The organism is Virgibacillus dokdonensis, assembly GCF_900166595.1.
Lineage (GTDB): Bacteria > Bacillota > Bacilli > Bacillales > Amphibacillaceae > Virgibacillus > Virgibacillus dokdonensis.
The window spans coordinates 3,879,182-3,893,077 of the sequence record NZ_LT745763.1; the positions used below are offsets into that span (position 1 = coordinate 3,879,182).

Sequence of the window (13,896 nt, forward strand, 5' to 3'; positions counted from 1 at the left end):
TTATTGTTCGAACAAAACAAACATTTTCGATCTTTTCATTGCTATAAAGTTATTAAAAATCTAGCACTCAAATTTACTCATGAATGGGAGCTTGTTTAGCCAGGTTATCATTCATATTCTAACTTACAGCATCATAGCTGATTTTAAAATCCATTATTTTTTGCATGGCATACTTTTCTTTAAATACTTTCATAATAGAGAAGATAGTCTGCTAAATGAAAACATAACGTTTCCATTAAAATAACGAAGAGCGCAGATTCCCATCTACGCTCTTCGTGTATTCCAAATATAAGGTAGTGTAAGACGCCCATTTTCATCATTAGAAGACGTCAGTCAGGGGATAAAACCATAAAGCGAAGACCCACTCTGATTAAAACTCCCCTTCATGCTAGCTATCTCTGTGCTGATCTAAAAAGTCAAGCATACGTTGATACACTTTAATTTCGTTCTCTTTTTTAGAAAAGCCATGTCCTTCATCTTCAAGTACAAGATAGTCAACATCACGACCTTTTTCCTTCAATTTAGCGACAATTTGGTCCGATTCTGCTTTTACAACTCGAGGATCTTTCGCACCTTGGATGACGAGCATTGGCTTTGTCATACCTTCTAAGTACGTTACAGGGGAATCCGTAATGAATCGTTCTTTGTCTCGTTCTGGATCGCCAAGCCAACGGTCCATCATTGGTTTCCAATGCGGAGGCACCGAGTTTACAAATGTAAATAAGTCAGACGGTCCAAAAATATCTACAACAGCTTTAAAGTACTCAGGATGGCGACCATGCAATAGTAGCGCCATATAACCACCGTAGCTTCCACCAACTAAAAATAATTTTTCTTTCGTAGTAATGTCGTTATCAAATAACCACTTTATTCCTTCCAAACAATCAAGACGCGGTCCCTCTCCCCAGTCTTGTTCAACCATCTTTACAAATGATGCTCCGTATCCAGTACTTCCTCGGAAATTAGGGGCAAATATCGAATAACCACGATTTAGCAGTGCTTGAAACATGGAACGGAATTCTTTTCGTTCTGCTGCTTGTGGTCCACCATGCGGCCAAAAAATAGTATAGCCATTATCATAGTGGGCGTGAGCTTTAAATAATAATGCTTCGATTTCCATTCCATCATAGGACCGGTACGTCACAACCTCAGGCACAACCATCTCTTCACTGGCAACGCCGAGAACACGATTATTCGTTAGCATCGTCCAACTTCCACCCTCGTATGTACACCGATAAATATTTGCCGGTGATGTCGCCGCTCTACCTAACACATAAAGATTGCCTGACTTCGCAACTACCAATTGATCGATCGTGTCTGTTGGTGCATCTATCGTAAGCAGCTCTTTTTTTATAAGATCAAATTGATATAGCTTATCCGTCACCCCTTTTTCTGTTACGAAATAAAAGCATTGTTTTTCCTTGTTCCATTTTAGGAAATTAATACTTTCTTCTTCAACGGCTATAACTTTAGAAAATGTTCTGCTATTCACATCGAACTTGGCTAAATACGTATATTCATCCTCATAATCGGTTAAAAAGAAAATCGTCGTTTCGTCTACAAATACTGGATCCATGACAACATGTACTTTCTCCGTGTCAGAAGTTAACGGGATCTGTTCTGTGCCCACTTTTACAAATCCTATAACATATGTGTTGGCATACGTCTGTGTAAAAACAAAGGCCTTTTCTTCTTCAGAAACAGCTTCTAAAAAAGTTGGGCCTACTTCGCCCACATGAAGCAAGGTATCTTTTTCCTCCTTCAAATGGCGAACACGCGTATTTAAAAATGATGCATTTCCTTCCGATGTCATATAATAAATACGCTCACCGTCATCACTCAAGTGCGCAAAAAAGTACTTTTCTTCCGGGTCTCCAGTAACAAGCGGCTGTGGCAGCCCTCCTTCTGGTGGTATAGCATAAATATGATGATTTTCATCACCATCCTGATCAAACCCTGCTAGTACATAACGATTTTCCGGATCACATTTTAGAAAGCTACACGATTCTTCGCGATGAGCAAATAAATATGGGAACGTATTTGGCAAGTCCATTGCCCACACGTTCATTTTTCCATTTAAATTGGTGCTGAATAGGACCCTTTTTTCATTAGGAGTTACAGTAAAATTAGTGATGGCAAACGTGCGAGAGAACTGTTCCACAGTAGGTTTCGGAAATGGTATCATTTTATTTTCTTCCCTTCATTTAAGTTAGATTTAGTAGAATGCAAATGAGAATAAGGTTAGAAAACCTTGGCTTAACGCCTTTCCTTTATGGAGAAAACGGTAGTTTTGCTTATGCTATGCATCTTAGAATCTTCTAATTTTCTATACCACAAAAGGCCTCCCCTAACTTATGACTTATGAGCATGACGTAAAAGCAATTGAAAAGAAATTGCACTTTGAATTATTACATAGTGGAAGCACTTTATTTCCACCTTCATTAATATATGTCTCTATGATTCGCTGAAAATGCTATTATTTTTAGACTAGTTTCAAAATTAATCTATGTCAAGTTTTTATACGTTTCATGTTACCATCCAGGAAGTAAGAAAAGATCGGATGTTCACCAATTTTAGCGAAAAACACCATCGTTTGGCATAAACTATAAATTCATAGTACTCGATACGTTTAAATGTATAATACAATTTAATGAATCTGTATGTGCTAATTAGAAGGGAACGATTTTATGGGAAGAAATAGAAATGATAACGAGAAAGATCTATTTGATAGAGCATTTATTGGTAGTCCTGCTTTTATGATCGTACTAGTAATAATAGGCAGTATGACCTTTAATTACTTTAAATAAACACACTTTGTAAGTAAATCACACGTAATGCCGCCTCGATTCTTTCATCTAACGTATGTTTACTTCTTCTTTTAGACATAGAAAATGCCCCCAATATCGTAGTAAAGAGTTTTTATTATTTCTCTGTCTACCATAGTGGGAGCATATCATGCAACGGGATGGGTACCTCCCTAGTCGTTAACCCAATTCCACTTTTCCATCGCGAATAGTAATGATTCTGTCAGCATAGCCTAAAACGCGCTCATCATGCGTTACCATTACACCCGCTTTATTGCCCTCTTTCACCTCATTAGCGAGTAGCTTGACGACTTCCTGTCCGCGACTAGAGTCGAGGCTTGCTGTCGGCTCGTCCGCCAATATAAGTTTCGGATCATTCACTAATGCTCTAGCAATAGCTACTCGCTGCCTTTCCCCACCAGAAAGCTCATTCGGATAATGATGAATACGGTGCTCTAAACCAACATGAGCAAGTATGTCTGTTTTTTGCTGCTTCGATTTATGAGCAAGGGCAGAAATAACATTTAATTGATCCTTCACTTTTAAATATGGAAGTAAATGAGCGGCTTGAAAAATAAACCCGATTTTTTCCAACCTGCGCTTCGTTACTTCTTTCTTAGATAGCGTTACAATATTTTCCCCATCCAGTAAAACTTTGCCGCTAGTAGGTGATAATAATGCGCCTGCAATAGATAACAGCGTACTTTTTCCTGATCCTGAAGGACCAACGACTGCTACAAATTCTCCAGCCTGCACCTGTAAAGAAGCATCATTTAAAGCAACATACTCTTTTGGTCCATCTTGATATACTTTATGGACATGCTCTAATACTAACGTCATGTTGCCACCCCCTCAATCGCTTCTAGTGGATCAATCTGGATCACTTGATAAAGCGATACGACTGCCCCTAACACAGATACCACGATAATAATAATCGCTGGTTGTACAATTGTTGCCATGTTCAAAATAAATGGCATATCAGCTGGGAATAATGCGCCGAGTCCAAAGCTAATCGCTGTAGCAATCCCTACGCTAACGATAGAAAGAAGAATAACCTGGGTGATTAATCCCGAAATTAAATATTTATTATTCGCACCAAGCGCTTTTAAAACACCGAATTGGTCTCGTTTTTGTAACGTCATTACATAGAAAAACACGGCTAGTACAAACGCAGTAATGACATACAAAAAAATAATCATCATGTTGAGGGAAGCTTGTTCTTGTGAATAACTTGGAATACCATGAAGAGCATCCATTTTAGGAATAGTGGAATAAGCACCATCTGCTACTGATTCCCCTTTTACCGCCACCGCATTCACTTGTTCCAAATCATCGCTTTTAACAAACACAACTGGTGTATGGCTATAACGTTGCTCTGTTGTAAACCCAGCTACGACATAGGTCGTTTCCTCACCCAACTGTAATTCATCACCTAATTGAATGCCATCCTGCTTTAGACTTTCATCCGCTAGCACTTCATTTTCTTGCTTAGGAGACCTCCCTTCCGTTACTTCCGGAATTAACATACCATCACGTTCTGTTGCAAATAATGCTAGGCTAATTTGCTTGTCTCCACCACCGACTGTTGCATTCATCATTTGGATAGAGAGCGTATTAGCCTCCTGTTCTTGATCATTTATTATTTCCTTTGCTTGATGCATTGGAATAAATGAGCTGCCTAACTCGCCTTCTGCTTCCGCTTCTAAGACAAGGGAGTCGGCTGTTAAACCTTGAATAGAAGATGCATTATCTGCAGATAAGCCTTCAGCTAAACCAGATACAATAAAAATAAGACTTACCGTTAACGTTGTAATTAAGCCGATTAAAATATATTTTGTTTTTGCAAATAAGAGTTCTCTAATGGCCAGAAACATGTTGTTCCCTCCCGTTCTGACCATAGTATAGCTCCTATATATGAACAGAGGATGAACGAATCGTTACACTTGCGGTAGGATGACGACTACCTTCGTCCCTTGACCGAGTTCGCTATCCACCATAATTGTCCCCTCGTGCAACTCCACAATCTTCTTCGCAATCGCTAATCCAAGACCCGTACCTCCTTCTTTCCTCGTTCGAGCCTTATCCACTTTATAAAAACGGTCAAAGATTTGACGCAGATCTTCCTCAGCAATGCCAATCCCAGTATCCGACACCACCACTTGCACGTCATTTTTTCGCTTTTGTACATGGATGAAAACATCTCCGCCATCTGGCGTGTAACGAATCGCATTCGTCATCACATTCATCCATACTTGATAAAGAAGCTTTGGCTCACCTTTCATCCATGTATCATGGTTATCAAATTGTATGGTTATATGTTTTTGTCTCCATTGCCATTCCAATGTGGATATAATATCTTTCCATTGTTCATTAACATGAAACGTTGTAAATTCGAACTTTTCCTCCGTTTGGTCTAGCTGGGATAGTGTTAGTAATTGCCTGCTTAAAGCAGATAGCCGTTTACTTTCTTTCTCTATAATGGATAAGTAATAACGTCTCGCATCCTCCGTTAATTCTTCTTCTTGCAGCGCTTGAGAAAATCCTTGAATCGAGGTAAGTGGAGATTGAATCTCATGAGACACACTGGACACAAAAGCTTGTCTTTTTTCTTCCGTTTGCTGTAGACTCTGACTCATTATGGAAAAGTCTTTGGCTAAACGACCAATTTCATCTTTTCGATGAACAGATAGCTTAATATGATAATTTCCGGCGGCTATTTTTCTTGTTGCTGCCTTTAGTAATTGAATTGGTTTCACTATCCATCGTGTACTAAACAAAATAAATAGAAAACTAAGCAATAAGATTAAAACAATAAGCACAGCAAAGAAAAGCCGCATTTCTCCAAATTGCTGCGCGGAATTAGGGCGCACAAATAGTGCATATTCCGATCCCTCATTGCTTTCAATAGGAATACCAATTGTATTTGCCAGCGTATGATCAAAAAAACCTGTTACAAATAAACGCCACGGATAGTTTTTTATACCATGATAGATTTCGCCAGCCAATACGCGATCTACCACTTCCCTAGAGGTTTGCTCTTCATCGAATGGCTTTCCAAAGGATCGATCACTTCCATATGGATCGGTTAAATAAAATGAATAACCTAAATCCGTTATTTCAGACAAATATTCATCCAGTGGCTGCTCACTACTTTTATATAAATCAACAATATTATGCGCAATGTCTGTAACTTTGGCATCGTTTTTTGGCTTTAAAACATATTGGTAATATCCATTACTCACAATAAAAGCAATAATAGAACTGGCAATCATAATAACGAAAGTGGTTACTATAATACGAAAATATAATGTTCGCATTAAGACTGTCCTCCCGCCTTTAGCGTTTCTAGCTTATATCCAACCCCTCGCACCGTTTGGATCGTAAAATCGCTTTGACAATGGGAAAACCGTTTCCTTAACCGTTTAATATGTACATCTACTGTACGATCATTTCCTTCATATCCTAACCCCCACACATGCTCAATTAATTGCTCTCTCGTAAATATTTGATTAGGATAACTAGCTAATTGTGCTAACAGCTCAAACTCTTTTAAAGGCAGAATAATTGTTTTCCCACCTACTTGTACTTCATAATTTTTACGATTAATACACATCGTGCCAATTTGAATCTTATCATCATGGATCATTTGAAATCTCCTGAGCAATGCCTTTAAGCGAAAAAGCACTTCTTTCGGCTCGAACGGTTTCACAATATAATCATCTGTTCCAGCACGATAAGCTTTTTCCTTATCTGCAAGCTCTCCCTTTGCCGTCAACATAAGTACTGGAATATTATAAAATGTACGCATATGTTTACATAGATCAAATCCGTCCAGCTTAGGCATCATAATGTCGACAATAGCTGCTTGTACATCTGTTTGTTCCATGATGGATAATGCTTCTTCCCCATCCTCCGCTTCCACCATTTGATAACCTTCCTTTTGTAAATACAATCGTAATAGTTCTCGAATATGCGCATCATCATCTACAACTAATACCGTAATCAAGTTTTTCACCCCTACTAACATATATTTTGCATCTACTTCTCCATCTATAAGTAAATTGAACCATTTAATTATAGTATAAATAAGCGATGACCTCAGCCAATGATGAAGAACTTAGCTTTTCGCTAAATTTCACGGTAATAAACATTTTCTTTTTCTATAATCCAGAAAAAAAAGCCGAACAATTGCATGATCATTGTTCGGCTTTTTGTATAAAAAATGCTAACCATCGCTATAGCACATCTCTTCGATTCCGTGCCTGTTCCTCAACAAACGCTACTCACAAAGTGTTCTACCAAATAGGCTTCGTTTTGCATTCGTTCTCTGCGTTATGTCCTAGCTTTTCTTATACCTTTTTATTATTCATCTCTTCCAAGTAGCTTTTCAATCACATCGACAATTCGCTTCACATATAAATCACATTCTTCCTTAGTTGGGGATTCAACCATGACACGAACAAGTGGTTCTGTACCTGAAGGACGAACGAGCACGCGACCTTGTGTACCTAGCTCCTGCTCCACCGCATCAATTGCTTGCTTTATGTCTGGATGATGCATTGCTTTATCCTTATCTGTTACACGAACATTTTTTAGTACTTGTGGATAAATTTTCATTTCATCGGCAAGTTCTGACAAAGGCTTGCCTGTCTCTTTCATAACATTGACCAATTGTAGTGCGGATAACATTCCATCTCCGGTTGTATTATAGTCTAGGAAAATAATATGCCCTGACTGTTCTCCACCAAGGTTGTAACCGCCTTGGCGCATTTCAGCCATCACGTAACGGTCACCAACTTTTGTTTTGTCGCTACGCATTCCATTTGCCTCTAATGCTTTATAAAAACCAATATTGCTCATTACTGTAGACACAACGGTACTATGACGAAGCACGCCCTTTTCATTCATGTACTTCCCACAAATAAACATGATTTGATCGCCGTCAACAAGTTTCCCTCGTTCATCTACAGCAATTAAACGATCACCGTCACCGTCAAAAGCTAAACCAACATCTGCGCCTTTTTCAAGGACAAATCCCTGCAACTTTTCTGGATGAGTCGATCCTACTCCATCATTAATATTTAGTCCATCTGGGGAAGAACCGATAGAATAGATATCTGCTTCTAGATCAGCGAATAAGTGCGTAGCAAGGGCTGAAGTAGCACCATGTGCACAGTCAAAAGCAATTTTTAATCCATCAAATTCATTATCAACCGTATCTTTCAAATAAGAAAGATACTTTTGTCCACCTTCAAAATAATCATTAACCGTCCCTACTTCTGCACCAATTGGTCTAGGGAGTTCATCCTCACCATCCAAAATGGCTTCAATTTCTAATTCCTGATCATCCGTCAATTTAAATCCATCTGGTCCAAAGAATTTAATCCCATTATCTTCTACAGGATTATGAGATGCCGAAATCATAACACCTGCTTGTGAACTAGTTGCTTTTGTCAAATAAGCAACTCCTGGAGTGGAAATAACACCTAAACGCATTACTTCTGCTCCAATAGATAGCAATCCAGCTACAAGTGCTCCTTCAAGCATATGACCAGATACACGGGTATCGCGTCCTATTACGATTTTGGCACGTGGTGTTTCTTTCGTTAACACGTAACCTCCAGCTCGTCCAAGCTTAAAAGCTAACTCTGGTGTAAGATCTTTATTTGCCACTCCTCGTACACCATCTGTTCCAAAATATTTTCCCATGTAATTTCTCTCCTTTTTATCAATTCCACCAATTCTTAAATAAAAAGCTAATCACGAAGTTTCATTAATTTCTATGGATGCTTGCTCAAATTCTGGTTCAACCGACAAGCCATCTGGTGATTCCACATTAATAGAAACGTCATGTGTACCTGGTTCTAAATCTTTAACATCAATAAACACTCGAAAGTCTTCCCGATTTAACTCTGCTATATCTGATTGTTTTCCTGTAACTGTTAATTTCATCTCTGGATCAGCTGGATTTTTAAATGCCACTTCCAGATCATCTTGTAATCCTTCTATTTCAATTGGTACTTCCTCTAACACCTTTGTCTGTTCCAATTCAACAGTAACTTCAACCTTCTTTCCATTAGAAACAGTTGCACCATCAGGTAATGCTAAGTTTGTTTCTATTGTACCCGATTTCTTAATGTCCGCTAAATCAATTTCCTCCGTAGAAACTTTTTCTAAATCTTTTAGTATACTGCTTCTCGCAAACACTTCCACTTCCTCTACATTAGCAGAAATCGTGGATAATGCATACCCCTCAGGAGGCTCGCCAGTTGTCTGGACGCTAACCGGTACTTTTTTACTTGGATTAGTAATGTTTGCTGAAATAACTACATTTTCTGGCTCTACATTCACACTCAATTCATTGCCTTGGCTATCGTAGACATTTACAGGAACTTCTCGATTATCAATCGATTCGTCTAAGCCACTTACATCGACATAAGCTTTGACAATACCAATTTTTTCAATTACACTTTTGGCACTCGTAATTGTTACCTTCTGCGGACTTACTTCATAATCACCAAGCTCATACCCATCTGCCATGTCATCTGTATTTATAAAGTCAACTTTTACTGGAAATTCTTGGGTGGATTTCTCTTCAATCATTACATCTACTCGTTTCGGCTCAATAAATACATCTAGTTTATCAGAAATATCATGTTGAAGCTCTACGGTATGTTCACCAGCCTCCAACTCTTGTAAATCTACCCATACATCAAAATTCCGATTACGTAGGGTTGGTTGTAAAACAGCTGCTGACCCTTCTAACGTGACAGAAACATACTCTGGAACACCACTAACTACATACTTTTCACTATCAATATCTATATTCACGGGAACTTCATCCAGTGTTTCTAAATTTTGCGTCTCATCTCCAGAAGGAAATGTGGAATCGCCATTATTTGGTACACTATTTTGATCAACCGTTACAAAGATATAAAAGAAAACGGCAAAAGCTAATGAAACGACACGGACAAACCACTTACTTCGAAACCAACTATCCATTTTTGTTTGCCCTCCCTTTTTTTGACTTTTTTTCAGGGGCTTTCAAACTTAATGATAGGTTCTTGTGTAATAAATCTCTTAAGCTTTCCTGACTTAGCTCTCTATGTAGCTCGCCATTTTTCGTGCAAGATATATCACCCGTTTCTTCGGATACTACAATGGTTAATGCATCTGTAACCTCACTAATGCCCATTGCAGCACGGTGCCTTGTTCCTAACTCTTTGGAAATAAAAGGACTTTCGGACAAAGGCAAGTAGCATGCTGCAGCAATGATTTCGTCACCTTTTAAAATAACAGCACCATCATGCAATGGCGTGTTTGGTGTAAATATATTTGTTAACAGTTGATGTGTTAGTTTTCCATTAATGGGAATACCAGTTTCTGCATAGTCTCCTATTCCTGTTTCACGTTCAATGGTGATCAGCGCACCAATTCGTCGTTTAGCCATATAATTACAGGATTGGATAATGGCATCAATATTCTTTTCAATAATTTCTTCTTCCGAGCGAGCACTTCGTCCAAATATATTGCCACGCCCTAATTGTTCCAATGCCCTACGCAACTCTGGTTGGAATAGAATAATAATAACGATAAGCCCCCAGTCAATCGCCTGGCTTGTAATCCACCGCACTGTTTGTAAATCCAAAACAATGCTTAACAACCACACTGCTAGTACCACTGCAATCCCTTTAAGAAGTTGAATAGCCTTCGTACCTCTTATCAGCATGATTAATTTATATAAAACATACCAGACGAGAGCGATATCCACGCCTATCCTAAGGAGCTGTATTAGGTCAAATCCCCCATCAAGCATGATGTACACATCCTCTACAGTATTTTCTTATTGCATGTTATATGCAAGCATATAATATAATGCTTCATTTCATCTAATTTTGTTAGAAAAACTTGGCTTGTCGCCAAGTCTTATAATATAAACCCTAGACACCTTTATGCTTTCCTATAGTGTAAAACTCGATTCTATTAGCGAAGTTTTAAGATAAAAAAGGTGTAATTTCCTTCTGCTATAGCGTTACATTTTACACTTTTCTTATAGTGAAAAATAAGACTATATAGCATTCCTATTGTAACATAAAAGATCCAATAAGATGTAAGATTTTATCAGGACACTTTTAGAAAAACATGTCTATGGATAACCCGAGTCTATATGGCGGAAAAAGCCATCATTTACTATACTTATCGTACAATAAAAAACCTGAATTCGGTTTTCCGTTTTCAGGTTCATCATCCTTTTAAAATGAGAAGATATTTTCGAACAATTCCTTAATGGAATACCACACCCACTCAAACATTTGATCTACATGTTCTATCTCTCCATTGATTTCACCAACAGAAGCCATCAAGCCATCACCTTCTATCGGTTCTTCAATGAGTTCACCATTAATTAACGTAACATTTCCATCAATCGTCCCGTTAATAATGAGGTCGCCATTTTTTACGACTAAGTCCCCTTCAACCGTCACATCAGCAGGTACAATTACCGTATCCCCTTGAATAACTAAATTATCCTGTTTAGAGACACTTAACTGATTATCTTGATTCCATACTGAAAACATACCGCTAATCATAAAAATAAAAAATATCGCTGCCGCAGTTAAAATTGGATGGGCTTTAAACCATCTTCTATATTTAAATCGCTTCCGCTCTGTCGGAAGGTTATTCATCACATTTGCAGTGAAATTAGCAGGGGCTTTTATTTGTTCTGTGCTTTGCAAAAGTGTAATCGTACGTTTCAATTCGTGAAAATGTTTTTGACACGCCTCGCAATTCTCCAAATGCGCACTGAGCGCCTGCTCCTGCTCTTTTGTAATATCTCCATCTAAATAACAATGCATCAATTCTACTGCTTCTTTATTACAATTCAAGTGAGTCACACTCCTTTACACGTGACGAAGCTTTTTCCTTAAGGTTTCCCTTCCACGATGAATACGGGTTTTTACAGTCCCAAGTGGAATATCCAGAATTTCACTAATTTCCTGGAGGGAAAATTCTTCAATATACCGCAACATTATGATACTGCGATACTTCGGAGGAAGCTGTGAAATTTCGTAATGAATATAGCGTTTAAGCTCAATTCCTTCGACTTCTTCTTCTGGTAGTCTCCCCTTATCGGCTATCTGGGAATACATATTCAATCCTTCCGTTCCTTTTACCTCTGCATCTAGATAATGATCTGGTTTTCGTTTACGAATACGGTCTATCGTTAAATTCGTTGCAATTCGATATAACCACGTCGAAAATTTCCTTTGATCATCAAAAGAATGGATATTGACATATGCACGAATAAAAGCCTCTTGCGCTATATCTTCCGCCTCGTGTGCATTACCAAGCATGCGAAAACAGTGCTGGTAGATCCTATTTTGAAAGAATGAGACCACATCTTCAAAAGCGGATTGATCTCCTTTTTTCACTTGTTTAATTCTATCTTTAATCATTTCATCCATATTGGTACCTCCGCTTTACTATGCGGTAATATTGTTACGATTTAACCGATCAATAAGTTTCAAAAAAAAATAATAAAATGTAAATATTTATGATTGCAAATTTCCGGCTACTATCCTACCATTATACTAGATAGGAGGATAGATTTGTGAGTAATTCTAAATTATTGGAAAGAATTGAAATGAAAAGAGAAAAAATGCTCTCTCTCAGTAACTCGCATGCATTGACCTCTGAAGCAGTAATTAACTCAAGTATTGAATTAGATGCATTAATCTTGGAATATGTAACAACAACGAACTACAACAGGAAAAATTAACAAAACACGACTACAAAAAAAAATAACACTTCTTCGTACGATTATGAAATTTAAAAAGAGAGACTATAGGGTAAAAAAGACATGAAAAAATCATGTCTTTTTATTTTAACATATTTTTACAAACTTCACTTTAATTTTTCACCAAATAATGATCCCATTAAACCGACAGCAAGCGCTGCCGTTTTATTTTTCTCATCTAGAATTGGGTTGACTTCCACAAATTCGGCGGATGTAATGATGCCTGCCTCTGCTAACATTTCCATAGCTAAATGGCTTTCGCGATAAGTCATGCCACCGATAACTGGTGTACCTACTCCTGGCGCCTCAGACGGATCAAGACCATCTAAGTCTACACTTACATGCACCCCATCAGTACGAGGACTTAAATAAGCAACCGCTTTCTCAATGACGTTCGACATGCCTATTCGATCTACTTCATGCATAGTATAAACTTGTATTCCCTTCTCGCGTATTAACTCTCTCTCTCCAGGATCAAGGGAACGAGCTCCAATAATAACAATGTTTTCCGGCTTTACCTTAGGTGAGTACCCTGCAATCGACGTTAATTGTTCATGACCGAAGCCTAAGCTTACAGCAAGTGGCATTCCATGAATGTTACCTGATGGAGATGTCTCCGTCGTATTCAAATCCCCATGCGCATCATACCAAATAACTCCAAGCTGTTCATAATGTTTAGCAATCCCAGCTAAACTTCCAATAGCAATGCTATGGTCACCCCCAAAAACTAACGGAAAATACCCTTTTTCTATTGTTTGATCAACCATCGTTGCTAATTTTTCATTTGCTTCAACTACTTGAGGTAAATTCTTTAGTTGATAACTTTGTCCGGCTGCTTGTTTGTCAGGTCGAGTAATACCAATGTCACCATGATCATGTAACGTATACCCCAATGCTTCTAACCTTTGCACCGCTCCAGCATAACGCATTGCACTCGGCCCCATATCTACCCCACGTCTGCTTTGCCCCAAATCCATCGGAACCCCAATAATTGATATCGTTGATTTCATGAAAAATGCCTCCCTTCTCCTTTATTGTAGACAAACGAAAGGTTATGACTCAACTCAACAAAAAATTGCATATATATGCAAAATTCTTATACTATAAACCTTAAACTTTTATACCTTCCTATAGTGTAACAAAGGAGAAAGCGACCGTTTAACAACGTAGCGACTGGAACGAATCAACTAAAGGTTTAGTAATCATGGTGATGCACGAACCAACGATGACTTATCGTAGAGCATTTCGTGAAGTCGCCTAATTGCTGGGCGATGGAGCCGGATGAGGCTTTATTCG

12 protein-coding genes are annotated in these 13,896 nt (G+C 38.3%); 1 reads left to right on the forward strand and 11 read right to left on the reverse strand.

Translation table 11 applies throughout. From position 1 onward, the window contains the following. Positions 1-388: 388 nt before the first annotated feature. From B2C77_RS19545 to sigW, 10 genes are all read right to left on the reverse strand, one after another. Positions 389-2,185: a S9 family peptidase gene (locus B2C77_RS19545; protein ID WP_077706567.1), complete on the reverse strand. Its 1,797-nt coding sequence runs from the start codon at positions 2,183-2,185 to the stop codon at positions 389-391. Between the two features lie 799 nt (positions 2,186-2,984). Beyond that, positions 2,985-3,644, reverse strand: a complete 660-nt coding sequence (locus tag B2C77_RS19550) for an ABC transporter ATP-binding protein (protein WP_077706568.1) — start codon at positions 3,642-3,644, stop codon at positions 2,985-2,987. Then, the gene (locus B2C77_RS19555; RefSeq protein ID WP_077706569.1) at positions 3,641-4,678 is read right to left on the reverse strand and encodes an ABC transporter permease; all 1,038 of its coding nucleotides are present in this window, start codon (positions 4,676-4,678) and stop codon (positions 3,641-3,643) included. Before B2C77_RS19555 ends, B2C77_RS19550 begins: the two co-directional genes overlap by 4 nt. Before the next feature lie 63 nt (positions 4,679-4,741). Continuing rightward, a complete protein-coding gene (locus tag B2C77_RS19560; RefSeq protein WP_077706570.1) occupies positions 4,742-6,121 on the reverse strand; it encodes a sensor histidine kinase in 1,380 nt (459 codons plus the stop codon). After that, positions 6,121-6,810 (reverse strand): response regulator transcription factor, encoded by a 690-nt coding sequence (locus tag B2C77_RS19565; RefSeq protein WP_176087408.1) that lies wholly within the window; start codon positions 6,808-6,810, stop codon positions 6,121-6,123. The genes B2C77_RS19560 and B2C77_RS19565 overlap by 1 nt, the downstream gene beginning before the upstream one ends. 356 nt (positions 6,811-7,166) lie before the next feature. Then, positions 7,167-8,513, reverse strand: coding sequence for a phosphoglucosamine mutase (glmM, locus tag B2C77_RS19570; RefSeq protein ID WP_077706572.1), 1,347 nt, complete (start codon positions 8,511-8,513; stop codon positions 7,167-7,169). Positions 8,514-8,564: 51 nt separating this feature from the next. Continuing rightward, the gene (locus B2C77_RS19575) at positions 8,565-9,806 is read right to left on the reverse strand and encodes a CdaR family protein (protein ID WP_077706573.1); all 1,242 of its coding nucleotides are present in this window, start codon (positions 9,804-9,806) and stop codon (positions 8,565-8,567) included. Beyond that, on the reverse strand, positions 9,799-10,620 hold the full coding sequence (gene cdaA / locus B2C77_RS19580) for a diadenylate cyclase CdaA (protein ID WP_077706574.1): 822 nt from the start codon (positions 10,618-10,620) through the stop codon (positions 9,799-9,801). Before cdaA ends, B2C77_RS19575 begins: the two co-directional genes overlap by 8 nt. A gap of 436 nt (positions 10,621-11,056) precedes the next feature. Further along, the gene (rsiW, locus tag B2C77_RS19585; protein ID WP_077706575.1) at positions 11,057-11,689 is read right to left on the reverse strand and encodes an anti-sigma-W factor RsiW; all 633 of its coding nucleotides are present in this window, start codon (positions 11,687-11,689) and stop codon (positions 11,057-11,059) included. A 15-nt stretch (positions 11,690-11,704) separates the two neighbouring features. Beyond that, entirely contained in the window at positions 11,705-12,268 is a 564-nt protein-coding gene (sigW, locus tag B2C77_RS19590; protein WP_073012397.1) for an RNA polymerase sigma factor SigW, read from the reverse strand. A 146-nt stretch (positions 12,269-12,414) separates the two neighbouring features. Between sigW and B2C77_RS19595 the strand changes: the two genes are divergently transcribed. Beyond that, positions 12,415-12,582 carry an aspartyl-phosphate phosphatase Spo0E family protein gene (locus B2C77_RS19595; protein WP_077706576.1) on the forward strand — a complete coding sequence of 56 codons (168 nt, stop codon included), beginning with the start codon at positions 12,415-12,417 and terminating at the stop codon, positions 12,580-12,582. 125 nt (positions 12,583-12,707) lie between these two features. On the opposite strand, the gene rocF is transcribed toward B2C77_RS19595, so the two are convergent. Further along, complete coding sequence (rocF, locus tag B2C77_RS19600) at positions 12,708-13,610, reverse strand: arginase (RefSeq protein WP_077706577.1); 903 nt, start codon at positions 13,608-13,610, stop codon at positions 12,708-12,710. Positions 13,611-13,896: the final 286 nt, after the last annotated feature.

Coding starts and splice junctions, on each gene's coding strand:
- cdaA (WP_077706574.1), bottom strand. CDS start 10,620: ATGCTTGATGGGGGATTTGACCTAATACAGCTCCTTAGGATAGGCGTG.
- B2C77_RS19545 (WP_077706567.1), bottom strand. CDS start 2,185: ATGATACCATTTCCGAAACCTACTGTGGAACAGTTCTCTCGCACGTTT.
- B2C77_RS19575 (WP_077706573.1), bottom strand. CDS start 9,806: ATGGATAGTTGGTTTCGAAGTAAGTGGTTTGTCCGTGTCGTTTCATTA.
- rocF (WP_077706577.1), bottom strand. CDS start 13,610: ATGAAATCAACGATATCAATTATTGGGGTTCCGATGGATTTGGGGCAA.
- sigW (WP_073012397.1), bottom strand. CDS start 12,268: ATGGATGAAATGATTAAAGATAGAATTAAACAAGTGAAAAAAGGAGAT.
- B2C77_RS19560 (WP_077706570.1), bottom strand. CDS start 6,121: ATGCGAACATTATATTTTCGTATTATAGTAACCACTTTCGTTATTATG.
- glmM (WP_077706572.1), bottom strand. CDS start 8,513: ATGGGAAAATATTTTGGAACAGATGGTGTACGAGGAGTGGCAAATAAA.
- B2C77_RS19555 (WP_077706569.1), bottom strand. CDS start 4,678: ATGTTTCTGGCCATTAGAGAACTCTTATTTGCAAAAACAAAATATATT.
- B2C77_RS19550 (WP_077706568.1), bottom strand. CDS start 3,644: ATGACGTTAGTATTAGAGCATGTCCATAAAGTATATCAAGATGGACCA.